Here is a 25015-nt window from a genome sequence, read left to right as displayed (position 1 = left end):
AAATTTCCTTCCTTTTTTTAGAAACCTATAGCGCTAACTCTAAGTATTACTCGATTTCCCATAATAATTCATAACTTTTTGCACATAATTCCTAGTCTCATAGGATAAATTTGATATATCCGAACTATCTTTTACACCTTTGTACTGCAGTGTTCCAGGTCCTGCATTATAGGCAGCCAGTGCCATCTCTTTAGAATTTCCATACATATTCAACATATTTCTTAAATATTCAGTACCTGCATCCACATTTTGATCTATATTATAAGCATCTGTCACTCCCAATTCACTAGCTGTTCCTGGCATAAGCTGCATAAGTCCCACGGCTCCCGCAGAAGAAGTAGCTGTGGGGTTAAAATCAGATTCCTGCTTTATAACTGCCATTATCAAATCCCTATCCACACCATACTTTTTAGAAGCTTTTTCCACTGCTTCATCTATATCTGAAACGCCACTTTTTAAATAATCTTTTACGCTACTATAAGCAGTATTCAGCCTCTGTCCTCCACCATATCCAAGTTTACTTAAATCTTCTTCTCCTAATAGATCAAGTTTGGACATGTCTATATTTTTATTATTATCAGATGCCGCATTTAAGATGCTTTCCATCATAATCTGAAAACAATCCGAATCTCCAAAGGCCTGCTTGAATATTTGAGTCATCAGCTGAAACTGTACTACCTTTTGTAGGGTTTTATCCTTGTCATTATTATTTGTAACATTTATATTCATTTTTATCACCTACCAAAAAATACACTATAATTTTTATCGTATAGAAATACCTATACTTTACCAGGTTCATTTTACTGTGTCCTAAATAAAAATATGTTATAATCCTCATAAAAGTCTTTATTATACTGGCTTTTACATAAAACCAATACCTTATATTTATCTTTATGAAAAGGAATAAAAGTATAATAATTTTTTTTACTGTAGCTTTGAACTAAATTCCAATCTCCTTTTTCCATTATATAAAATTCATATATTACATCTTTTCCACCTTCACTATGGACAGTAAAAATAACTGGCTCATTACAAAAGAAATTTGCATTATCACAAGTTATTCTGGTATTTGTCACAGGCAATGCTTCATTGATTTCAATGGTTACTTCCCTCTTACAATCAAATTTCTTATTACTTTTAATGTTTTTTGCTAAAATTTCCACCTTATAAACACCGCTGTATTTAGGTATAAAGGCATAGGATTTTCCCCCAACAAACTCTGTTTCTTCCACTTTACGATTATTTATACTTAGTATATATTTCATAACCACATTTTTAGTATCCTGAGTTATACAGTTTATAACAACTCTTTCACCTACTAAATGATACTCCCTTACAGGATAAAGTATGTAATCAATAACCGCCGGAATATAATCAAAAACATCCATTTTCACTATAGAATGGCAATCGTATTCTCTATCAGAATATTTATCCCTTACCCTAACTTCCAATTCATAATTTCCATTCTTTTCTGGAATAAATCTCATAAAACTGTTTTTACCATATTTTATTGTTTTTATTGTCGTTCCATTTCTTCTTATAATAAAAGAATATCTAAGTTCCACTCCTCCTGAAGCATTTACTTTCACATTTATATCTTGATTCTTTAGTATACCTTTATCCTTATCCAGCATGACCCTTTGAATTTTCACAGGTTCTCTGCTTTTCTCATCTATAATATAATCTAAATGTTCTATGGCTTCATAATCTCCTGAAAAAGATTTATCTTTAACCATTAAAGTTATGGTATAATCTCCCGCCATTTTACTTTCCCATACATAACTATTACAAATAGTATATCCTGAATCCTCTCTACTATAACTTCCCTGAATTATGTACCTATACAGAAGTTCTCTTCCTCCTATAGTATCTGCAATTAAAGTGACCTTTGTTCCGCATAGCTGGGGATAGTTGATATCTGTGGTAAAATTCTTTATATAAATTGGACTATATTTTTTCACACTAAAATTCAATACTGCCCTATCGTCAAACTTGTTAATAGAATACATGTCTTTAGCCATACACAAAAGTTTATAATCTCCACTTTTGGTTTCAACATAACTGACTATCTTCTGGGTAGAATAATTTTGCACACATTCTACTTCTCTATTAGAGTTAACTTTAAAAAACTTATAAAGAATGGTTCTATCTTTATCATGCTCAGAATTCACTTGGAAAACCAATTCCGAATTTTCCAAAAGTTCCGAAGTTAAACATTTAAAATCTGTTATTTTTACTTCTTTCAACGGTATCACCCTAAACCCTACATTTTTAAAATCATCAAAATCATTCTTTGAATCAATATTTTTACACTCTACTAATATTTCACCTTTTCCTTCGGTCTTTACTACCCAGGAAAGCACATTATCCATGGAATAGTCTCTTATCATTTCCCATTCATTGTCTACTTTTATCCAATACCTAAACATAAGCGGGAATTTCACAGTATCAACTGTTATAGTTAATTTATCACCTAATACCAATTTATCTTTATCTACATACACATTCCCTATTAGTTTTTCTTTCACTTCTCCTATTACATAATCCATTCTAGATACATAATCAAAACTTTTACTGCTGTCTGGTTTTTTAGCTTGTACCATTAAGACATATTTTCCATCCTGTACTGGAGCCCATTCAATTTCTTCTCTTTCAGTAAAATCCTTTATAGTATTCCATATTCCATTATATCCTACCATATACTTATATAAAAGTTTTTCCTTTAAATTATTATTTATATTTATAACAATCTTTGTCTTCTTTTCCTGCGGACTTTTCACATCACAACTTATAGCCAGTTCATTCATTTACATCATCCCCCATGTAAAAATCTTAAAATACCATGTTCCTTAAAATATATTATACTATAATACCATATTTTGTAATAGTATTTTTTGTATATTTATATTATATTTTACTATACTAATAAATAGGTGAATATATATGAAAATAACAAATGTTTATACTGATTCTTTTAATAAAATAACTTTAACATCAGATAAAATATCTGAATTTAAATCCTATAAGTTAAATATAAAAAATGGGATAAAAAATATATCTATAATCAGTTACTCCATAGTTGACAATACTATAATTTTAAATCTAAACAGGGAGATAAATATAAAATACCATTGTTTTATAGAATATGAAAGTGTATTTTATAAAGTGTGGTACTATCCCCTGTACTCCACAAATGAATTCAATAAAAAATTTTTACACAATACCTCTCTAGGTGCCCTATATACAAAGGAAAAAACTACATTTAAACTCTGGTCACCTCCTGCTTCCTGTGTAAAGCTTGTAATATATAAAAAAATTTCTCCTGATAAATTCAATATTGAATATATGGAAGACATGAAAGAATATAGAGGACTTTGGTATACTTCCATAAAAGGTGATTTACACAAAACCTACTATAATTATAATGTAACTTTATATGGTAATTCAAACATAGTAGTAGACCCCTATGCTACTGCAGTAAGTATAAATGGTTTTATAGGAGTTGTGTTAGACCTGAAAAAAACAGATCCCCTCAGGTGGCATGAGGACACTTACACCCCTGAAAAACATACTGATCCCATAATATATGAAGTCAGTTTAAGAGATTTATCCTCCCACACCAGCAGTGGAGTTTCAAACAACAGAAAATTTTTATCCCTAACAGAAAAAAACACAAAATCCCCCCAAGGGCTCAATACCTGTTTGGATCATATAATAGAGCTTGGTATTACTCACCTGCAGCTAATGCCCATATTTGATTTCAGCTATGAGAGTATAGATGAAAGATACAGCCATAAAAATTACAATTGGGGATATGATCCCCAAAATTATAATGTTCCCGAAGGAAGTTATGCCACAGACCCCTACTGTCCTATATGCAGAATAATAGAACTAAAAAAAATGATTCAATGTCTCCATAAAAAAAATATAGGAATAAATATGGACGTGGTTTATAACCATATCTATCATGGTTGGGCAGATAATTTTCAGAATATATTTCCAGACTATTATTTCAGACTTTCAAAAAAAGAAATGCTCTGCAATGGAAGTGGATGTGGAAATGATCTAGCTTCTGAACATTTAATGGTAAGAAAATTCATAGTGGACTCCGTAACATTTTGGGTCAGGGAATATCATATGGACGGATTTAGATTTGATCTTATGGGACTTATAGATATAGATACCATGAAATCTATAGAAGATAGGCTTCATAAAATAAATAACTCCATAATGATTTATGGTGAAGGCTGGAGTCTTCCCACCTCTCTTCCAGAAGAAAATAAATCCACCATTAATAATGCAGATTTTCTAGACAATATATCCTTCTTTAACGATAAAATAAGAGATTGCTTAAAAGGCAGTACATTTGATTTGAAAGACAAGGGTTTTATAATGGGAGACATATCCAAGAGAGAACTGTTGAAAGAGTGTATAATGTGTGAATATATTTCCCCCGGACAATCTATAAATTACTCAAACTGCCACGACAATCATACTTTATGGGATAGAATAAATTTTAGCTGCAGCCATGAAACCACAGAAGAAAAAAAGAAAATAGTAAAATTATGTTCAACTATAATTTTAACTTGTGCCGGTACTCCTTTTATATACTCTGGAGAAGAATTTTGCAGAAGCAAACAGGGAGAACATAACAGCTTCAACAGTCCAGATTATATAAATTGCATTGACTGGAATAAAAAGCATGAATTTATAGATGTATTTAACTATTACAAAAAATTAATTCATATAAGAAAATGTCACCCTTTATTTAAAGTTGATTCCAGAGAAACTTTATCTAACAACTTGATTTTTATAGAAAATATACCCAGAGATACCCTGGCCTTCATAATAAAAGACCATACTGGAAAAGATAATTGGAAACAGACCCTCATTGCAATAAATACATCGCAACAGGACAGATATATAAATATTCCCAATATAAAATGGAAAATAGCATTGGACAGTAACCACATTAAAATTGAAAATATTATTTTAAAAGGACCACTGATGCTAAAAAAACTATCTTCTTATATATTGTACACAGGGGAGAATTAAAAAAACACTACCAATCCTCTCCTGTGTATACTTTACCATTTAAAATCAATTGAAATAGATTTTCTCTAAGCCTTTTATCATCCTCTTTTGTCCTCTTTTTGGGGTTTGAAGTCCTTCCTCCCGTTCTTCTAACTTTTGAAGATATATATCTTTCAAATAGAAGTTTATCCATATTGCCTTCATGATATATATACCCTTTAGGATTTATGGCATAAGCTTTTTTAGCCAATACCATAGCAGCAACACCATAATCTTGACTTACCACTATATCTCCGCTTTTAACTTTATTTACAATAACCATATCCACACTTTGAAAACCACTATCAACAGTTACTACTGTGCTGTAGCTGCTCTTTAAAATGTGATTTGTGTCGCAGTATATTATAACTTCTATGTGATTTTTTTTTGCTATACCTTCTATTATATGCTTTCCTGGACAAGCATCTCCATCTATTAATATTCTCATTTTAATTTAATAATATAAAATTTTACGCTAGATGTGAAAATTTTATTTATCCCTCCATTTATTAATCTTCTGGTTGTAATCTTTTGTAAATACTCTAATTAAATTATACACCACCACAATAAAATTATCACCTGTTAGTTTTTAGCCTCTATTAAATAAAACTCCACAACAGACATACTATTGCAGAGTTTAAACTTATTATCTAAAAATACTATATCAATAATTTGATTTTAGTATTATATTTTTTCACGTACCTTCATACCTATATCATATTGGGGATCTTTAAGCAGTGCAAACATGTTATTTTTATAGGCTTCCACTCCCGGTTGATCAAAAGGATTTATTCCCATTAAATATCCGCTCATTGCACAAGCCTTTTCAAAGAAATATACCATATACCCAAAGTAATAAGGTGTTAACTTAGGTACATTCAAAATCATTACAGGAACTCCCCCATCATTATGAGCCAACACTGTCCCCTTTAAAATCTGACGGTTAACAAAATTTACCGACTTGTGTGCAATGAAATTTAACCCATCTAAATTATCCCTATCTTCTTTTATGATTACGTCTTTTTCAGGATCTTCTACATTTATAAAAGTTTCAAATAATATTCTAAGTCCTTGTTGTATATATTGTCCCATGGAATGTAAATCCGTTGAGAAATCTCCGCAGGCAGGAAATATACCCTTATTTTCCTTTCCCTCACTTTCTCCAAAAAGTTGTTTCCACCATTCTCCAAAGTAATGAAGACATGGTTCAAAATTCACCATCATTTCAATAGTTTTTCCTCTTTTAAACAACATATTTCTAACAGCTGCATATTTATAGGCATCATTTTCATCCAAACTTCCACTTCCATAAACTTCTCTGGCATCTGCTGCCCCTATCATAATATCTTCTATATCAATTCCTGCCACTGCTATAGGAAGTAATCCCACTGCAGTTAGCACAGAATATCTTCCGCCTACATCATCTGGTATAACATAGGTTTCATACCCTTCCATATTCGCCAATGTCTTTAATGCTCCTCTTTTCTTGTCTGTAGTAATATATATTCTGCCCCGTGCTTCTTCCTTACCATATTTTTTTTCCATGAATTCTTTTAACAGCCTAAATGCAACAGCAGGTTCTGTGGTAGTTCCTGATTTTGAAATAACATTTAAAGATACATCCCTGCCTTCTAAAACCTGAAGCAAGTCCTCCATGTAAGTCCCACTCATATTATTTCCTGCATAGAGTACTATAGGAGCCTCTCTTCTATCTTTAGGCAGTATATTGTTAAATGTATTTGAAAGCATTTCAATAGCTGCCCTAGCGCCTAAATAGGAACCTCCTATACCAGTAACTATAAATACTTCTGAAGTATCCCTAATCCTTCTAGCTGCTCTCTTTATTCTGTCCAGTTCTTCTTTGTCATAATCCAGAGGTAGGTTAACCCATCCTAAAAAATCCTTTCCTTTACCTGTTCCATTTTCTAGCATATGGTGGGCACTAGATACAAAAGGCTGCAGACTTATCATATCACTTTTACTCACATAAGAATAAACTCCACTTAAATCCAAACTCATACCTTTTTCTAACATAATTTTACTTGCACCTCCAACACTTGATATTAAAATTATACGAATTAGTTCAAACATCAGCTTAAATCAATCTTAATTTTTATTTTAGTTATATTATATATATTCGTTTTATTCTTTACATTTTCCTATCAATTTTATTCATCATTACTATTTATATTAATTTCATAATAAAAATTTCTATAATTTAAAAATATGTATTATCGACAATTATATAACTTACTTGTTGTCCAAATATCAAAAATTTATGTGAAATTTATGTGATTATGACCACTTATATACTATAAATCATATTGATATTTTTTCCAATTAATTGTATAATATTTCAAGGAGGTGCTAACTATGGAAAATAATGCAATTAACATAAGTGATTTTAAAAATGTTACCTATAAAATCAGAGAAGTTGCTAAAATGTTAAATACCAATACCCAAACAATCAAAACTTACTGCTCAACTTTCAGAACTATTTTAAATAGAACCAATATTTCCGGTAGAAAGGGCGATTTTACTGGAGACGATATCAACAGACTAAAAATGATTCAATATTTATCAAAACAAAAACATTATAAACCACAACAAATTATAGAGTACTTTTCATATAATGATTCTGCTTCTATGGGAAGTAAAAAGGAATTGGAGTTTATAGCAGAAACAATTTACACTTTAATCAAGCCTGAAATAGAAAATACAATTAAAGACTCTATTGATACTACCATACAACAACACAGCACTAATATAAGAAATGACATCAAAACCAATGGCAAGCAGATAACCGGAAGTATAAATAAAATATTGAGCACTAATCATTCTCTAATCAGTTCTATGACAGAAACTAAGAATTTAATTAAAAGTATAGAAAATAATCAAAATCAATACCTCAGCAGGGTGGAACGGAAAAAGCACAAACACAAATGGTATAATAATTTGTTTAAAATATCCAGAAAAAATAAATAATACTTATCCCCTCCAAGGAAATATGAGAGTCAAAAAAGTATAAGCCTTAAAACTATACTGTTTTTTGACTCTCAAGATGGATATATTCAATATATCTTTTCCTGATTTTGCATTACAATTGGTGCATCCCTATCTCCTCTTAATTCTTTATTTGTTTTCATATGAACATTTTTATCTAAAATTGTATATTCTAATTTTACATTACTATCTATTACACAATTTTGAAGAACTATACAATTTTTAAGCACTGACCCCTTTGACACAGTTACCCTTCTAAATATTATACTATTTTCTACAGTTCCATATATAGAACACCCATCTCCTACTATAGAATTAACGACATTGCTGGACTGAAAATACCTGCAGGGCATATCATCATTTGTCTTTGTATATATGGGCTTGTATTTGGAAAATAATTCTCTCATCACCTTATGGTCCAAAAGTTCCATACTTGTCCTGTAATATGCCTTAAGAGAATTTACACAGCTTAAATATCCCTTAAATTGAAACACTCCCACATTTAGATATTTTAGACATTTATATATATTATGTTTTACCTTTCTATAACTTCCTGTGGATATGCACTCATTAATTATATCCATAAACATTTTCTTTTTCATCATGTATATTTCCATACTTATGTTAACTTTATTATTTACCCCTATATTTCTTCCTACACTTACAACTCTTCCTTCATTATTTATATTTAAGGTATCACAATGGATAAACCTTGAATCTGCATCTTCCACCTTTTTATATACTATTGTAATATCATTTTTAGATTTTATATGGTAATCCATAGCTTCCTTTAAATCAATATTACAAATCATATAAGAAGATGCCATAACTACATATTCTTCCCTGCTTCTTTTAAAATACAGAATATTTTTAGAAAAATTTTGTACATCATCTAAGTATAAACTTTTTTCTGTATAGTTAAATACCCTCAGTCCTTCTATCTTTCTATTTAAATCCCAGGGACGTCCATTACTTAAATGATCTATTAAAGATCTGGATTCCATCTTTGTAAATATTCCTATATTTTCTATTCCGCTATTGGTCATATTAGACAATATAAAATCAATAATTCTGTATCTGCCCGCAATAGGTATGGATGCCAAAGTTCTATTTCTTGAAAGTTCTTTTATATTATCATCATTCTCATCTAAATTTATAATACCCATAAAATTTTCATTCATAATATATCACCATCCAATAAATATTAAGTAAAAATATCTATGAACTTATAAGCAGCGACTCTGCTTTTATATCCTTATTTGATCCTATTACTGTGATCTCTTTTCCATCTCCTATAATACTGTTCTTTCTCACAACTACATTGCTTCCTATTAATGCTTTATTAATTATTACGTTATCTCCTATCTTGCTGTATGGCATTATAACAGAATCTATTATTTTTGAATTTTTACCTATGATACTTCCAGAAGATATGATGGAATTTTTCACTTCTCCATATATTTCACACCCATTTACTGCAATAGATGATTTAACACTGGCCTTTGGTCCAATATACTGTGCAGGTTCCACATGATTTACAGAATATATTCTCCAGTTTGGATCCCCCAAGTTAAGTTGATTATCCTCTTTTAAAAGATCCATATTTGCTTCCCATAAACTTTGTATAGTTCCTACATCCTTCCAGTATCCTTTAAAAGGATAAGCATACATCTTCATTCCGCCATCTAGCATACTGGGTATAATGTTTTTTCCAAAATCATTAGAAGAATTTTTATCACTTTGATCTGATTTTAAAAATTTTTTAAGTAATGTCCATTTAAATATATAAACACCCATAGAGGCCTTTGTACTTTTAGCTTTTACTGGTTTTTCCTGAAACTCATATATTTCCATATCTAAATTAGTATTTACTATTCCAAACCTATGAGTTTCTTTTAGTGGAACTTCAATAACTGCAATGGTCACATCAGCTTTTTTCTCTTTGTGAAACTTGAGCATATTTGCATAATTCATTTTATATATATGATCTCCTGAAAGAATAATAACATATTCTGGATCATAATTATCCACAAAAGATATATTCTGGTATATGGCATCTGCTGTTCCCTTATACCAATTTCCACCATTTTCTTCCTGATATGGCGGTAATATATATACACCTCCATCTCTTCTGTCCAAATCCCAAGGTGTACCTATACCTATATGGGAATTTAATTCCAATGGTTTATACTGTGTTAACACCCCTACTGTGTAAATTCCTGAATTAGAACAATTACTTAAGACAAAATCTATTATTCTGTATTTTCCTCCGAATGGCACTGCAGGTTTTGCTACCTTTTTAGTTAATACACCAAGCCTTGACCCTTGTCCCCCTGCTAATATCATTGATATCATTTCTTTTCTATCCATAACATCATTCTCCATTCTCAATTATCGGTAAAATTTTTATTTCTAATGCTGATATTTCCTGTTCTATTTCATCAGCTATTATACGAAAAGTCTTACACTCATTTCTATTTATTGCAATTAAAATATTCTCCCTATCAACTGTTCTCCTATAACACAATACATCTCTGTCTATGTGATAAAATTTTATATCCCCTCTCTTTAATGAGTCATATTTATTTCTAAGTGCTGTTATATGTCTGTAAAAATCCAATATTGTTTTATTTTCATCACCCCAAGGGTAGGTCTTTCTGTTTAATGGATCCTTTTCCCCTAAAATCCCTGCTTCATCACCATAGTATATAAGCGGAACTCCAGGCATGGTCATTTGAATGGTAACAGCCATCTTTAAAAATTGTATTTTATTTTCCCCTTTTTCCTGAAATACAGTGAGAATCCTTTCAGTATCATGGGTTCCAAGTATATTTAAATTTGAATAAAATATTTCCTTTGGGTAATTTTCATATAAACTTAAAATTCTCCTTTCAAATACACTAGAATTTATATCATTTTTTAAAAATTCTATTACAGCATTCCTAAAAGGATAGTTAGTTACAGAGTCAAGTTCTCTTCCTAAAACATATTTCCTTCTATTTGAATAACTCACTTTATTTGATGCATCTTCCCAAACTTCACCTATAAGTACAGATTCACTTTTAATACTCTTTATTTTATATCGTATTTTTTCTATAAACTCATCGGGAAGCTCATCTGCCACATCAAGTCTCCAGCCAGATGCCCCAAGTTTCATCCACTTTTCAAGCACCGAATTTTTTCCTGCTATAATAAAATCTACATAGTCAGGGTTCATTTCATTTACAGAAGGCATACTTTCTATACCCCACCAACTATCATATTTATCTGGATATTCTATAAATGTATACCAACTATAATAGGGAGAATTCTTGGATTGATATGCACCCTTTGAATCATAATTTCCATACCTGTTAAAATAAATACTGTCATCTCCTGTATGATTAAATACCCCATCCAAAATAATTTTCATATTCAATTTATTCGCTTCGTTACATAAATCTCTAAATATCTTTTCATCTCCGTACATACTATCTATGGATTTATAATCTCCCGTATCATACTTATGATTGCTTATAGATTCAAATATGGGATTAAGATATATTGCACTAACCCCCAAACTTTTTATATAAGGAAGTTTTTCAATTACCCCTTTTAAATTTCCTCCAAAAAAATCCCACCTTATTACTTTACCCTGATTATCTTTTATATACATAGGTTCATCCTGCCAACTTCCATATATAAAACTATTATGCTTTGGATTAGTTATCTCCCCACTAGTGTTCCCATTTCTAAATCTATCTACAAATATCTGATATACTATACCTTCCTTGAACCATTTTGGCACCTTTAAAGGATCATATACTGTTATCTGATAAGGTACAGGCATACTTTCATATATCTGTCCTTCCCCACCTAATCCATCAGGATTATTTCCATAGTAAAAGTATCCCTCCTCCTCTGTTTTTATTTGAAAAAAGTAATTGATAAGCCCTACATAATCCTTATCTAAATGTATATAATGGTAATATACATATTTATTATAATTTTCAATTCTAACACTCATCTTTACCGCTTTTTCTTCATAATCAAAATAAATTATATTCAAAAATATATCCAAAAACTTATCTGCAGTTATGCAAATATATATTCTTTTCCCCTTAGATACCGCACCAAATGGATTTTTATAATAAATATCTCTTGAATCATGTTTCATATGGAAATTCATATTTTATCTATTTTCACCCCAAACTTATACTTCTCTAAATTCCTTCATTATCAAGTATTCTTACTCTAAATTTTTATACAAGCACTTGGATCCCCATATGCCTGTAGCATATTCTTTTATGGTTCTGTCACTGGAAAATATGCCAGAATGAGCTATATTTATAGCACACATTTTTTGCCACTTTGACTTGTCCTTATACAATTCATCTACTTTTTCCTGTGCATTCAGATAAGAATAAAAATCCTTTATTATAAAAAATTCATCATTATAGGTGACTAAATTATCATATATGCTCTTAAATCTGTTTTTATCCTTAGAGTATGTTCCGTCTATTAAAGAATCAACAACTCTCTTTAATCTCATATCCTTAGATATAATCTGCTGAGAGTTATATCCCCCATTTTTATAAAAATTCAATACTTCATTTTCTGTGATTCCAAATATTACTATATTATCATTTCCAACCTCATCCCTTATTTCCACATTAGCACCATCTAAAGTAGCTATTGTAACTGCACCATTCATCATAAACTTCATATTGCTGGTACCTGATGCCTCTTTAGTTGTAGTAGAAATCTGTTCACTTAAATCCGCCGCTGGTATTATAGCTTCTGCCAGAGATACCCTGTAATTTTCCATAAATACAACTTTAATTTTTTCATTTACCCTATTATCTCCATTTATTTTATCAGCTACTACATTTATTAATGTAATTATATCCTTTGCCAGATAGTATCCAGGTGCAGACTTACCTGCAAATATAAATGTCCTCGGGGTTATATCCAGATGGGGGTTGTCTATAATTTCATTGTATAAATCCATTATTCTAAGACAATTTAAGGTCTGTCTTTTATAAGCATGGATTCTTTTTATCTGGACATCAAACATGGAGTTTACATTTATTTCTATTCTATTAGTTCTATATATAAGATCTGCCAATTTCCTTTTATTTTCAAACTTTATTTTTTCAAGCTTAGCTTGTACACTTTTATCTTCTGCAAATTTTTCGAAATTTATCATATCTGTGGGGTGAGCTATAAAGCTGTCTCCTATTGTACTTTTTAAAAGAAGTGTTAATTTAGGATTTGAACTTATAAGCCACCTTCTATGACTTATACCATTGGTTTTATTGTTGAATCTACTTGGATAATAATAATAAAAATCTGCCATATTATGTTTTTTCAGTATTTCAGTGTGAAGCTTTGCCACGCCATTTACACTGTGACTTCCCACTATGGCAAGATGAGCCATATTTATATAGCCGTCACTTATTATAGACATCCTTTTTATTTTATCCCACTGATTGGGGTATTTATTTTTCAATTCTTCACAAAATCTTCTGTCTATTTCCTCTACTATCATAAATATTCTGGGAAGTAAAGCTTTAAACATATCCACTGGCCACCTCTCAAGTGCCTCTGCCATTATAGTATGGTTGGTATATGATATAATATTATTAGTCATCCTCCAGGCATTATCCCAGCCAATACCCTCCTCATCTATAAATATTCTCATAAGTTCCGGTATAGCAAGGGTGGGATGAGTATCATTTATGTGTATTGCTATTTTTTCATCTAATTCATTTATATCTACTTGTGCACTTTTAAAATGATATATAATACTTTGAATACCTGCAGATACAAAAAAGTACTGCTGTTTCAATCTTAGAAGTTTACCCTCATAAAAACTATCATCTGGATATAGTATTTGAGATATGGCTTCCACAGAATCCTTGTACTCTATAGCTTTTCTAAAATCCCCCCTATTAAACAAGGAAAAATCAAATTCATCAGATAAAGGCTCTGCACTCCATAATCTTAATGTGTTTACCACATTGTTTTTATATCCTACTATAGGTATATCATAGGGTACTGCCAAAACCTCTTCATAGTTTATGTGATTAAACCTTAAATATCCATCTATATAATCTACTTTTACTTCCCCTCCAAATTTTACCACCCTTGCCTTGTCAGATTTTTTTATTTCCCACACATTTCCGTTTTTCAGCCAATTATCCGGTACTTCCACCTGAGAATCATTTATAATCTTCTGGTTAAAAAATCCATATTTATACCTTATTCCACAGCCGTGCCCAAGTATACTTAAAGATGCCATGGAATCTAAAAAGCAAGCAGCCAATCTCCCAAGTCCTCCATTTCCAAGTCCCTGATCTTCTTCAAGTTCTTCTAGATTATTTAAATCTATTCCCATTTCCTCCAGAGCCTCTTTACATATATTCCTTATACCCAAATTCAATAGAGTATTTCCAAGAAGCCTTCCAAGTAAAAACTCCATAGAAAAATAGTACACCTGCTTTTTACCATTTTGTTTATATTTTTTATTGGTATCTATCCACATTTTAGCCACATAATCCCTTACAAGGCTTCCCAGAGCCTCATACTTGTTATAATCAGTTCCCTCCTCAATATCCTTGCCATGGATAGCCCTGAACTTTTTTCTATAGTCCCTTTTAAAAGTTTCTTTATTTATATGCAGCATAAAATTCCCCCTAGCTAAATTTATTTACATATATTCACATTAAACTCTCATATAACAATTTATACAATCTGGCAGAATTATCCCAGCTGTTATCACTTTCCATAGCATGATTTATTATATTATTCCACATATCTTTTTCCTCGAAATAATCCAATGCATAGTTTATAATACGCAAAAAATCATCTCCGCTGAAATTTACAAAGCTGAACCCATTCCCTTCCCCTGTATATTTGTTATAAGGAATTATGGTATCTTTAAGTCCTCCTGTTTCTCTTACTATAGGAATAGTTCCATATCTTAAAGCTATGAGCTGACCAAGTCCGCAAGGTTCAAATAAGGAGGGCATTAAAAACATATCCGATGCAGCATAAATTTTATGTGCCAATACATCATCAAAATATATATTTGCAGATACACTTCTTGGATACTTTGAACTAAGATATCTAAAATATTCCTCATACTCACTATATCCTGTTCCAAGTACTATAAGCTGCACATGTTTTGACACAAGCCTCTCCCCTATGGTTCTTATAATCTCCATTCCCTTCTGAGGAGTAAATCTTGATATTATGGCTAGAACAGGTACATTTTCATCTATCTCCAGATTGAGATCCTTTTGAAGCTTTAATTTGTTTATCATTTTATTTCTCAAACTATTTTTATTATAGTTTCTAAATATCATACTATCTTTTTCAGGATTATAAATATCATAATCTATTCCATTTACTATTCCCCAGAGATCATTTTTTCTGCTTCTCAAAAGGCCATGAAGATTTTCTCCATATTCAGGACTTTGTATCTCAAAAGCATAAGAACGGCTTACCGTGGATATTTTATCACTATAATTTATACCACTTTTCATGAAACTTACAGCTCCATTTAATTCCACGCTTCCATTTTCATACAGTCCACTGTGAAGGCTAAATAATTCTCCCAAAATACTTTTATCAAAATTCCCTTGAAAAAGAAGATTGTGTATGCTAAATACAAATTTGATTCCCCCATAAAAGCTGCTCTCTCTATATTGAATTTTATATAACACAGGAATCATTCCCGTATGCCAATCATTACAGTGTATTATATCTGGTTTATAGTCAATCTGCCATAACATATCAAGTACAGCTCTATTAAAAAATGCAAACCTTTCGCCATCATCATAATAACCATACAAATTATCCCTAGAAAAGTAATATTCATTATCTATCAGATAATAGATTACTCCTCTATATTCATATTGAAATATTCCACAGTACTTATTTCTCCAACCCACAGGTACATAAAAATACTTGATAAAATTTAACTCATTTGCAAAATGGGACTTTATTGCACTGTATTTTGGTATAACTACCCTCACATCAACCCCTATCTTTTTCAGATATGGTGGAAGTGTACCTATTACATCTGCAAGTCCTCCTGTTTTAACAAAAGGGTGTGATTCAGAAGCAGCAAATAACACTTTCATATAAACTCCTCCTTAATTTTCATCAGATTTTTACTTTTGGTTCTTTTGACAATACTTTGTTTTTATATTTACCTCTGGAACTTATAATTGATTTTTGTTCTGTAATATTTGAATATATTTTTTTAGGCTTTAATATAATAGCACTCATAGGAGGTATCTTTATAGTAGCGCAAAATTTTTGGTTATGATATTCTTTATTTTCAGAATGAACTATGTTATTAGTTATTTCTCCAGAACCTCCAAACTCTTTTGCATCTGTATTAAATACCTCCTCATATTCTCCAAGATAAGGAACCCCTATATTGTAATTGAAGTATCCCTGTGACTTAAAATTACAGATTATTATTAAAACATCACTGTCCCTACTGGACTTTCTCATAAAGAGTAATATACTTTGATTTGAATTATCCGCATCTATCCACTGAAAACCATTTTCCATATGGTCAAACTCCCATAAGGGCTTTTCTCTCATATAAAATTCATTTATTTTTTTAAAAAAATTTAAAGTGCTATTGTGCATAGGGAATTTATCTATAAGCTCCCAGTCCAATTGTGCTGAACTTTTCCATTCTGAAAACTGTCCAAACTCCGTTCCCATAAATATATGTTTTTTCCCAGGATGGGTATACATATAGGTTATAAAAACTCTAAGCCCCGCAAACTTATCATAATAATCTCCCCACATTTTATCTATAAGAGAACACTTGCCATGAACCACTTCATCATGGGATATAGGGAGAATAAAATTTTCAGAATAATTATACATAGTAGAAAAGGTAAGTAACCTATGGTTATATGTCCTCTCATCAGGACTCATCCTAATATATTTTAACACATCATTCATCCAGCCCATATTCCATTTGAAATTAAACCCTAACCCTCCAGAATATGAAGGTGCTGTAACCATTGGCCATGCAGTGGATTCCTCTGCAATCATAATTAGATTCGGAAACTCCTTAAAAAGTGCACTATTTAATTCCCTATAAAATTTAACAGCACTTAAATTTTCATTTCCCCCGTATTCATTAGGTGTCCACTGGCCAGGACCTTTGTCATAGTCTAGATAAAGAGTATTTGCAACTGCATCAACCCTAAGTCCATCTATATGAAATTCCCTTAACCAAAATAAGGCATTGGATATTAAAAAACTCTTAATTTCCGGTTTCCCTAAATCAAAGTTTCCAGCTCCCCAAGACTTATTTTCAGATTGTTTTTCATCTTCATATTCATAAGTTGGCGTACCATCAAACCTATATAATCCATGTTCATCTTTACAAAAATGACCGGGTACCCAATCCAATATAACTCCTATATTTTCTTTATGACACATATTTACAAAGTATTTAAAGTCCTCAATACTACCATATCTGCTGGTTACAGAATAATATCCTGTAATTTGATATCCCCAGGAGTCATCTAAAGGATGCTCCATTATAGGAAGTATTTCTACATAATTATAATTCATAGTCTTTAAATATTTTACAAGTTGTCTTGCTATATCTTTATAATTCAAAAAGTTCCCATCCTCATCCTTTCTCCAGGATCCAAAATGTACTTCATATATATTTATAGGGCTTTTATATACATTTTGCTTTTTCCTTCTTGATATCCATTTACCATCTCCCCATTTAAAAGCCTTATCTTCCATTATTTCAGATGCATTTTGAGGCCGCATTTCAGAATATCTGGCATAGGGATCTGATTTTAAAACTGACCCTCCATCTCTATCTATAACTTCATATTTATATATGACCCCTTTTTCTACACCCACAACAAAGCCACTCCACAGATTTTTTCCAAGTACTCTTTTCAAGTTGTCTTCTTCTCTTGGACTCCAACTGTTAAAATCGCCTACTACTCTTACTGCCCTGGCTTTAGGTGCCCATACAGTAAATCTAGTACCCCATTTACCTCTTTCCTTGGTAAAATGTGATCCCATAAATTTATAACTGTTATAATTTTCTCCTTTATAAAAAAGATCCATATCTCTATCAGACACAGTGAACACCACCTCCCACATATAATCAGTATTTGTACAAAAGTAAAATTTATGTTCTAAATCTTAATTAATAATATGTGATTTTCAAGGTTCTTTTTCAAAATTTTTAGCTTTCTATTATATTATAATTATTTCTACACTCCGTCCATATTTACCTTCTAAATAAATAATTATATGAAATTTATTCACTTGTAATATCCCTTTTTTACTAAAGATTTTGCATGTTCTATGTAGAATATTTATATATCATAAAAAAATATACAAGGGAGGAAATTTATGATTATTTAACTTCAATTCTGAAATAATTCCTTTAAAATAAACAGTAAAATACAATCTATACACCATTAGATGTATTATTAAAAAAACAAATGATGTAATAAAGGCATATAAAATACCTATAATTCCATATCCATATGAACTATTAGTGTAGTAACTATATGGAATGTTAATTATTACTGCATATATACAGGGTATAGAATAGATAATTAATATTTTTTGAGATAACATTTCCTTAATCTCCATCTTTTCTATCCCAATTCTATAAAAACTAAAATATTTTCTTTTTTCATCTTTATACTCCATTTTTAATTTATAATGAATCATTACTATAGCAGAAAAATATAAAAGAAAAGAGATGTATATAATATTAAAAATCAAAAAATTAGAACTTTTTAAAGCTGTATTATATGCTTCTATTCTCGAACTTATCTTATAGAAATCATCTTCCTTACCCATATTATTTTTTTCCAACAATTTATTCCATGTCTCATTTACTATCGCACCAGAATTATGCCAATTAGTAAAATTATATAAATGTAATGTTCCTTTTACATAATAATCAACAGCATTTAATGTAATCCATTCATAATCTTTTTTGTTAACCAAAAGTATATTATTTGATATGCAGTCTATCTGTCCAAATAAAGGCTCAATAATTGTATCCTGTATAATAAAATTTTTTGAATCTTCATTGGAACTAATGTCAATATTCGGAATATTTGAATTAATATCACTATGTTCATAACCATCATTTATATCGTATGGATGAACATATATAAATGAGTTGGATTGAATTTTATAATTTTTTTTCAAAACTTTATTTACATCATCTACACAGAATACTGTAAAATTATTGTTTCTTACAAATTTAACTGTATTATCTGTGGTTATCCTATTACCATTTCTCTGTACAATAGACTTGACTTCATTATCCTTCAAAGGTTTAAAATTATCTTTTATTTCAGCATATACCATATGGAATGGATGATAAGCACTAGCATTGGCGGTAAAACTAGGATAAGAAACTAAACTTAATTGAATAAAGAATAGAATCGCGAAAAATAACCAAGTAGTGGCAAAAAATACTTTTTTATTTTTACCATAATAATATTTTATATCTGAAAATAAAAAAATATTTTTTATGTATTTCTTATAATACTTATTTTTAAAATATTGAATTAAAGCTTCTCCGTTAAAAAATATTAAAGCTGAACCCAATATACAAAAAAACAAACTTAAAAACCATATATTACTACTTATACGGTAAAAAAAGATCATTACAATAAAAGCAGTAATTGTAAATACTATTCCGGCAAAAATAAATATAAGACTATAGTGACTGCCACTTTCAGCTTTTTCAGTATATTTTATCCTGTCATATACAGTACTTTTAATTATGCCAAAAACATTGACGATTAATGAAATAACAAATACTACCAATACACATATGGTTGTTATTTTGTACGATACTATTGAAACAGTAACGTTAATTTTATTAATCCCTATTATATTATGGATAAAAGCCCAAAAAAACAAGGATAAAAATGTTCCCATTACTAACCCAATTATTAGTGACACTATACAAAGTATGACATTCTCTATTAGAATACTATTTCTAACCTCATTTTCTGTCATACCAAGTGTTAACAAAATACCATACTCTTTTTCCCTGGCTTTCATAAAAACACTTTGTGAATAAGGAATAAACATTCCCATGAACATCAGCACTAAAAAAGTTGGAGCATAAATATTACTAGATATCATTGGATCAACAATAGAAGCATTCATAAATTGCTTATTTACTGATATGGATATAAGACTATATAAACTAGCAATGAAAAATAGATTACATAGAATAAATAATCTATATTTTTTTGCATTTGATTTAAACATTTTAAATGCCACTTTACTAAATTTCATATTGACAAACCTTGTATGATATATTCAAATATCACACTATTCCTTTCTAAAAAATAATAGAGAAAAACAAGTTCCTAATTATACTTTTAATAGTTAATCTTCTTTTTTAATTTTGATTGTATTAAACTTTTGTACTGTACCCATTATATTATTCAGAAATTTAGCTTTATCCCCCTGCTTTTTAATTTCTTCAACAATCACTCCATCTTGTAAAAATATAATCCTATCACAATAACTTGCAGAAAATGGGTCATGTGTTGCCATAAATATACTGGCATTATACTTACTATGTAATAAATCAAAATATGACAAAACCTTTTCAGATGATCCAGAATCAAGATTTCCTGTTGGCTCATCGGCAAATATAACTTTAGGATTATTTATAATAGCACGACAAATTGCTGCTCTTTGCTGTTGTCCGCCGGATACTTCATAGGGATATCTCTCCATTATTTCATCTATACCAAATATGTCTGCAAGTTCATCAATATCATCCTGTTCCAGAATTTCATATTTTTTATCTAAAATTAGCGGTATCATGATATTTTCTCTTATAGTTAAACTACTAATTAAATTAAAATCCTGAAATATCATACCAATATTATTCCTTCTAAATAATGATAATTCATTCCTCTTCATTCTACATATATTGTTATTGAGTATATTTACTTCTCCCCCATCACACTTGTCTATACCAGATGCTACATTTAACAAAGTAGTTTTTCCACTTCCTGAGGCTCCCATGATCCCCATAAATTCATTACTTTTCAATTTTAAATTTATATTTTTTAATATTATTATATTGACTTTTTTATTAATGATATATTTTTTACATACATTTTTCATTTCTAATACATTCATCTCATTTAGTCCTTTACTCTAATAATTTCAGCATACTTTTAGGTACTGTTCCAATACACTGATAATTTTTTGATCTTTTAAAAATGCTTTCTTTAAATAAACAGTTTTGTTATTTTAACTGTCTTCTCCAAAGAAAGCATAGATAGTTACTAGCACTTAACTCTCACTTAATATTATAAAAAACTTTTTAATTCAAACATCTATTTTTCATATATAATCTATATATTACTTCTTCAAATAATGAAAATACTCCTGTAGTAATCAAGTAAATTCCTATAGTTATCGGTGCTTTAAATGTTATTAACATGCTTATAATACTTGTAGCCACAATATTTATCTTCTGTATCTTCACTTCTTTAACTATTTTTAAAAATGGTATGTATGATATAAAATTTGGGCTTAAAGAAACTAAAGTATAAATAATTGGAATAATAAAATAATTATCTGGCATCTTCATATTTACTATCCAAGGAACAATAACTGTTCCAAACTGTGCTGGCATTTTGTTAAAAACAATAAATAATGAAGATATTACAGGTAACTGCAGTAAAGTAACAAGGCACCCAAACATATTTTCAGTATTTTGCTTATAATATTTCCCCATTTCCCTTTGAAATTTATCTTTATTATGTTTATATTTTATTTTAAGTTCTTCCATCTTTTTAGATAAAATCTGCTGATTATAAATGCTTTTCCTCTGTTTTAGGGACATTGGAAAAAGTATAGTTCTCACTAGTATGGTAAGTAAAATTATACTTATGCCATAATCTCCTGTTATACTAAAAAGATAACTTAATACAGCATTTAGTACATTTAAAATAATATTCATATAAACCCTCTCCTTGTTTAATATTTAGATTTAACTTAAATATTATTTTATCTAAAATATACAAAATACCACCATATCCTATATTTTTCATAAACCAAATAATCTTTAGAATATAATTTTTTTATATACTGCAGTATTTGTATCAAAATACATTTCCCATATTTATCATGAAAATAACTTACAGTACTTCTATAAATGGTATTAACATAGAACAGTATATTTAAAACACACACAAAAATTATGATAATTTGCATTATTAACAGAGTATCTATTTTCATTAAACTACCTCTTAACACAGATTTCTTCATTATTTATATATAGTATAAGATACCATCATTTTAACACAAGTACATTTTCATTTACAGATTATTCTATGAAAATTTTTCACCTTGACACATATGGTCTATAATGATAGACTAAAGATATGATTAGTCTATTATTATAGACCAGAAGGAGAGGTAATATGAAACAACTAAAACTCTGTGAAAGTGAATATCATCTTGCAAGTATAGTGTGGCAAAATGAACCTCTTGGTTCAGGAGAACTTGTAAAACTTTGCAAAAAAATTCTAGGATGGAAAAAATCCACCACATATACCGTTTTAAAAAAATTATGCCAGAGGGAAATATTAAAAAATGAGAATACAACAGTAACTTCCCTGATAAAACGAGAACAAGTGCAGAAATTCAAAAGTGAGGAATTTATAAACAGCACCTTCAACGGCTCCCTGCCTAAATTTATAACAGCATTTATGAATGATAAAAAATTAAATACAAAAGAAGCAGAGGAACTTAAAAATCTTATTGATAGCTATAAGGAGAAATAAAAATGAACCTTTTCTTACAAAATTTATTTATTGATGTATTAAATATGAGCCTTACGGCAAGCTATGTGATTTTATTTGTTTTAGCTTGCAGACTGCTTTTAAAAAAAGTTCCTAAAATTTTTTCCTACAGCTTATGGACTGTTGTATTATTTAGACTTATATGTCCTTTTTCTTTCTCCTCTGCCTTCAGCTTTTTAAAAATACCTAGCTCATACTCAAACAAAATTGAATACATACCCTCCAGTGTAAAGCTAATATCACAACCTGAAATCAACGCCGGAATAAATGATGTTACCTCATCTATAAATACTTCACCGCTAGGTTTAACAGCTCACACTGGTAATAACTCCATATATGGTATTTTATCTACAATTTGGGTTTTAGGATTTATTTCACTCATAGTTTACAGCATCCTATCCTATTTAATCTTAAAACGTAAAGTTTGTACTTCTGTAATTGTAAAAGATAATATTTTTCAGTGTGAAAATATCTCTTCTCCCTTTGTACTAGGATTTATAAGGCCTAAAATTTATCTTCCCATAGGACTTAAAAGAACAGAGCAGAATTACATTTTAAAGCATGAGCAAATCCATATAAAACGATTTGATCACCTCATAAAACCCACTGCATTTTTGGCTTTATGCCTTCACTGGTTCAATCCTTTTGTATGGATTAGTTTTATGCTTATGAGCAAGGATATGGAAATGTCCTGTGATGAAAGAGTATTAAAAGAACTTGGAACAGAAATAAAAAAGGACTACAGTACCTCTTTATTATCTCTTTCAGTAAACAAAAATACCATAAAAGGAAGCCCTCTAGCCTTTGGGGAAAACAATACAAAGACAAGAATAAAAAACATACTTAATTATAAAAAACCCGTTTTTTGGGTAATAGCAGCCTCTATAATAGCTGTTATGTTTATTGCCATTGGACTTATTACTAATCCTTCAGGATCCTTAAAATCAGAGAAAAATAACTTTACAGAAAAAATATACAAATACAGAACTCCCTATGTAGGGGATAACAGCAAGGTGGCTAATATAATAAATTCTCTTCCTGTACCAGAAACCCTACATCATAGAAAGATGCAACTTTTTACAGATAAAGAACCTTATGGAATTGAAATAGCTTATGAAACTACAAACGATGTTAAAGAATCCTTTTTAAGAGAAGAAAATCAAATGATCTTTTATGAAAATGCTGCCATAATATTTTCTTTGGTAGGTAATGCCAACTACATTAATTTCGTATTAACATCAGAAGCAAAAGGTCTACCAGATAGAACAATTAAATTAAACAGATCCTGGTTAAACAATACCCTGAACAAAAATTTATGGCAAAGTTCCATTAGCTTTCAAGGGTTTAATACACTCTATAAAGAAATTATGATTAAATTTGTAAGCACCCATTCCCTTCCCATATTACTTGAAGGAGGTAAAGAAACTAATACTCAAAGTGTAGATGATGTACCTTGGGCAGCTAATTACGATAAGATAAAAAATAACAACAAAACTTATTATATATATGAAAAGAGTGGAAAATATTATATAGAAAGTCCCTATGATTTTATCCATGAAATTACAAAAGAAATCTATGAAAAACTTCACACACTAACTGTATCTGAAAATCACTATGAAAATATAAAAAATCAACTATCCTCTGATTCAAAAAAATATTTTTTAAAAAATACCATTGACAATTCCTGTGTTCTAGATGAAGATGGCTTAATAAACAAGGGCAGTGAATTAGCAAATAAATTTATATCTGACACTGCCAAAGGAAAAAAATCATCTATTAAAATCATTCACGAAATGCCAGATAGTTATTCGAAAGAGATTCTCGATATAACGGAGATAATCTATGACGGAGAAAACTATTATGGGGTTAAATATATTCCAACAGCTTATTATTCAGGAACTCCCGGTTTTTATTATAAATTCAGATTTAAATATATTAAAGCCTTTGATGCATCGATATACAAATTTGTATATTTGTTAGAAGATAACAAAGTAACCTCTAATGATATAGATAAAAGTATGCTGTCTAAAGACCCTAAGGACTGGGTAGACTATCACTTTCTCTATGCTGTTGAAAAA

17 protein-coding genes are annotated in these 25015 nt (G+C 29.9%); 4 read left to right on the top strand and 13 right to left on the bottom strand.

What is annotated here, in order from left to right:
• Positions 1-39 precede the first annotated feature (39 nt).
• Both V7Q02_RS11525 and V7Q02_RS11520 read right to left on the bottom strand, forming a co-directional pair.
• Entirely contained in the window at positions 40-729 is a 690-nt protein-coding gene (locus V7Q02_RS11525; protein ID WP_333861173.1) for a lytic transglycosylase domain-containing protein, read from the bottom strand.
• A gap of 71 nt (positions 730-800) precedes the next feature.
• Entirely contained in the window at positions 801-2807 is a 2007-nt protein-coding gene (locus V7Q02_RS11520; protein WP_333861172.1) for a triple tyrosine motif-containing protein, read from the bottom strand.
• A gap of 136 nt (positions 2808-2943) precedes the next feature.
• On the opposite strand from V7Q02_RS11520, the gene pulA reads away from it, so the two are divergent.
• Positions 2944-5055: a type I pullulanase gene (gene pulA, locus V7Q02_RS11515; protein ID WP_333861170.1), complete on the top strand. Its 2112-nt coding sequence runs from the start codon at positions 2944-2946 to the stop codon at positions 5053-5055.
• A 7-nt stretch (positions 5056-5062) separates the two neighbouring features.
• Here pulA and V7Q02_RS11510 read toward each other — a convergent pair whose 3' ends face one another.
• Together V7Q02_RS11510 and V7Q02_RS11505 are read right to left on the bottom strand one after the other, a co-directional pair.
• Positions 5063-5521 carry a YaiI/YqxD family protein gene (locus V7Q02_RS11510; RefSeq protein WP_333861169.1) on the bottom strand — a complete coding sequence of 153 codons (459 nt, stop codon included), beginning with the start codon at positions 5519-5521 and terminating at the stop codon, positions 5063-5065.
• Between the two features lie 236 nt (positions 5522-5757).
• A complete protein-coding gene (locus V7Q02_RS11505) occupies positions 5758-7107 on the bottom strand; it encodes a glucose-6-phosphate isomerase (protein WP_333861168.1) in 1350 nt (449 codons plus the stop codon).
• A gap of 339 nt (positions 7108-7446) precedes the next feature.
• Between V7Q02_RS11505 and V7Q02_RS11500 the strand changes: the two genes are divergently transcribed.
• Complete coding sequence (locus tag V7Q02_RS11500) at positions 7447-8058, top strand: MerR family transcriptional regulator (RefSeq protein ID WP_333861167.1); 612 nt, start codon at positions 7447-7449, stop codon at positions 8056-8058.
• A gap of 86 nt (positions 8059-8144) precedes the next feature.
• Here the strand turns inward: V7Q02_RS11500 and glgD are convergent, their stop codons facing one another.
• From glgD to V7Q02_RS11455, 9 genes are all read right to left on the bottom strand, one after another.
• Positions 8145-9257, bottom strand: a complete 1113-nt coding sequence (gene glgD, locus V7Q02_RS11495; RefSeq protein ID WP_333861166.1) for a glucose-1-phosphate adenylyltransferase subunit GlgD — start codon at positions 9255-9257, stop codon at positions 8145-8147.
• 37 nt (positions 9258-9294) lie between these two features.
• Positions 9295-10446 (bottom strand): glucose-1-phosphate adenylyltransferase, encoded by a 1152-nt coding sequence (locus tag V7Q02_RS11490; protein ID WP_333861165.1) that lies wholly within the window; start codon positions 10444-10446, stop codon positions 9295-9297.
• 4 nt (positions 10447-10450) lie between these two features.
• Positions 10451-12232: a glycoside hydrolase family 13 protein gene (locus V7Q02_RS11485; protein ID WP_333861164.1), complete on the bottom strand. Its 1782-nt coding sequence runs from the start codon at positions 12230-12232 to the stop codon at positions 10451-10453.
• A 72-nt stretch (positions 12233-12304) separates the two neighbouring features.
• Positions 12305-14743 carry a glycogen/starch/alpha-glucan phosphorylase gene (locus V7Q02_RS11480; RefSeq protein ID WP_333861163.1) on the bottom strand — a complete coding sequence of 813 codons (2439 nt, stop codon included), beginning with the start codon at positions 14741-14743 and terminating at the stop codon, positions 12305-12307.
• 34 nt (positions 14744-14777) lie between these two features.
• Complete coding sequence (glgA, locus tag V7Q02_RS11475) at positions 14778-16205, bottom strand: glycogen synthase GlgA (protein WP_333861162.1); 1428 nt, start codon at positions 16203-16205, stop codon at positions 14778-14780.
• 22 nt (positions 16206-16227) lie between these two features.
• Complete coding sequence (gene glgB, locus V7Q02_RS11470) at positions 16228-18204, bottom strand: 1,4-alpha-glucan branching protein GlgB (RefSeq protein WP_333861161.1); 1977 nt, start codon at positions 18202-18204, stop codon at positions 16228-16230.
• Positions 18205-18450: 246 nt separating this feature from the next.
• On the bottom strand, positions 18451-20376 hold the full coding sequence (locus tag V7Q02_RS11465; protein WP_333861160.1) for an ABC transporter permease: 1926 nt from the start codon (positions 20374-20376) through the stop codon (positions 18451-18453).
• A 120-nt stretch (positions 20377-20496) separates the two neighbouring features.
• Positions 20497-21264 carry an ABC transporter ATP-binding protein gene (locus V7Q02_RS11460; RefSeq protein WP_333861159.1) on the bottom strand — a complete coding sequence of 256 codons (768 nt, stop codon included), beginning with the start codon at positions 21262-21264 and terminating at the stop codon, positions 20497-20499.
• Positions 21265-21451: 187 nt separating this feature from the next.
• Entirely contained in the window at positions 21452-22093 is a 642-nt protein-coding gene (locus tag V7Q02_RS11455) for a YidC/Oxa1 family membrane protein insertase (protein ID WP_333861158.1), read from the bottom strand.
• Positions 22094-22556: 463 nt separating this feature from the next.
• On the opposite strand from V7Q02_RS11455, the gene V7Q02_RS11450 reads away from it, so the two are divergent.
• Both V7Q02_RS11450 and V7Q02_RS11445 read left to right on the top strand, forming a co-directional pair.
• Positions 22557-22919 carry a BlaI/MecI/CopY family transcriptional regulator gene (locus tag V7Q02_RS11450; RefSeq protein ID WP_333861157.1) on the top strand — a complete coding sequence of 121 codons (363 nt, stop codon included), beginning with the start codon at positions 22557-22559 and terminating at the stop codon, positions 22917-22919.
• Positions 22920-22921: 2 nt separating this feature from the next.
• Positions 22922-25015, top strand: a 2094-nt coding sequence (locus V7Q02_RS11445; protein ID WP_333861156.1) for a DUF5301 domain-containing protein, incomplete at its 3' end; no start/stop codon positions are given.

Source organism: Clostridium sp. (genome assembly GCF_036781005.1).
Taxonomy (GTDB): domain Bacteria; phylum Bacillota; class Clostridia; order Clostridiales; family Clostridiaceae; genus Clostridium_B.
The sequence above is the reverse complement of the archived record's forward strand: the minus strand, read 5'-3'. Positions and strand labels throughout refer to the sequence as shown.

What these genes read in the sequence shown, in the direction of transcription:
- V7Q02_RS11525 (WP_333861173.1), bottom strand. Translation starts at nt 729, where the DNA reads ATGAATATAAATGTTACAAATAATAATGACAAGGATAAAACCCTACAA.
- V7Q02_RS11520 (WP_333861172.1), bottom strand. Translation starts at nt 2,807, where the DNA reads ATGAATGAACTGGCTATAAGTTGTGATGTGAAAAGTCCGCAGGAAAAG.
- pulA (WP_333861170.1), top strand. Translation starts at nt 2,944, where the DNA reads ATGAAAATAACAAATGTTTATACTGATTCTTTTAATAAAATAACTTTA.
- V7Q02_RS11510 (WP_333861169.1), bottom strand. Translation starts at nt 5,521, where the DNA reads ATGAGAATATTAATAGATGGAGATGCTTGTCCAGGAAAGCATATAATA.
- V7Q02_RS11505 (WP_333861168.1), bottom strand. Translation starts at nt 7,107, where the DNA reads ATGTTAGAAAAAGGTATGAGTTTGGATTTAAGTGGAGTTTATTCTTAT.
- V7Q02_RS11500 (WP_333861167.1), top strand. Translation starts at nt 7,447, where the DNA reads ATGGAAAATAATGCAATTAACATAAGTGATTTTAAAAATGTTACCTAT.
- glgD (WP_333861166.1), bottom strand. Translation starts at nt 9,257, where the DNA reads ATGAATGAAAATTTTATGGGTATTATAAATTTAGATGAGAATGATGAT.
- V7Q02_RS11490 (WP_333861165.1), bottom strand. Translation starts at nt 10,446, where the DNA reads ATGGATAGAAAAGAAATGATATCAATGATATTAGCAGGGGGACAAGGG.
- V7Q02_RS11485 (WP_333861164.1), bottom strand. Translation starts at nt 12,232, where the DNA reads ATGAAACATGATTCAAGAGATATTTATTATAAAAATCCATTTGGTGCG.
- V7Q02_RS11480 (WP_333861163.1), bottom strand. Translation starts at nt 14,743, where the DNA reads ATGCTGCATATAAATAAAGAAACTTTTAAAAGGGACTATAGAAAAAAG.
- glgA (WP_333861162.1), bottom strand. Translation starts at nt 16,205, where the DNA reads ATGAAAGTGTTATTTGCTGCTTCTGAATCACACCCTTTTGTTAAAACA.
- V7Q02_RS11465 (WP_333861160.1), bottom strand. Translation starts at nt 20,376, where the DNA reads ATGTTTAAATCAAATGCAAAAAAATATAGATTATTTATTCTATGTAAT.
- V7Q02_RS11460 (WP_333861159.1), bottom strand. Translation starts at nt 21,264, where the DNA reads ATGAATGTATTAGAAATGAAAAATGTATGTAAAAAATATATCATTAAT.
- V7Q02_RS11455 (WP_333861158.1), bottom strand. Translation starts at nt 22,093, where the DNA reads ATGAATATTATTTTAAATGTACTAAATGCTGTATTAAGTTATCTTTTT.
- V7Q02_RS11450 (WP_333861157.1), top strand. Translation starts at nt 22,557, where the DNA reads ATGAAACAACTAAAACTCTGTGAAAGTGAATATCATCTTGCAAGTATA.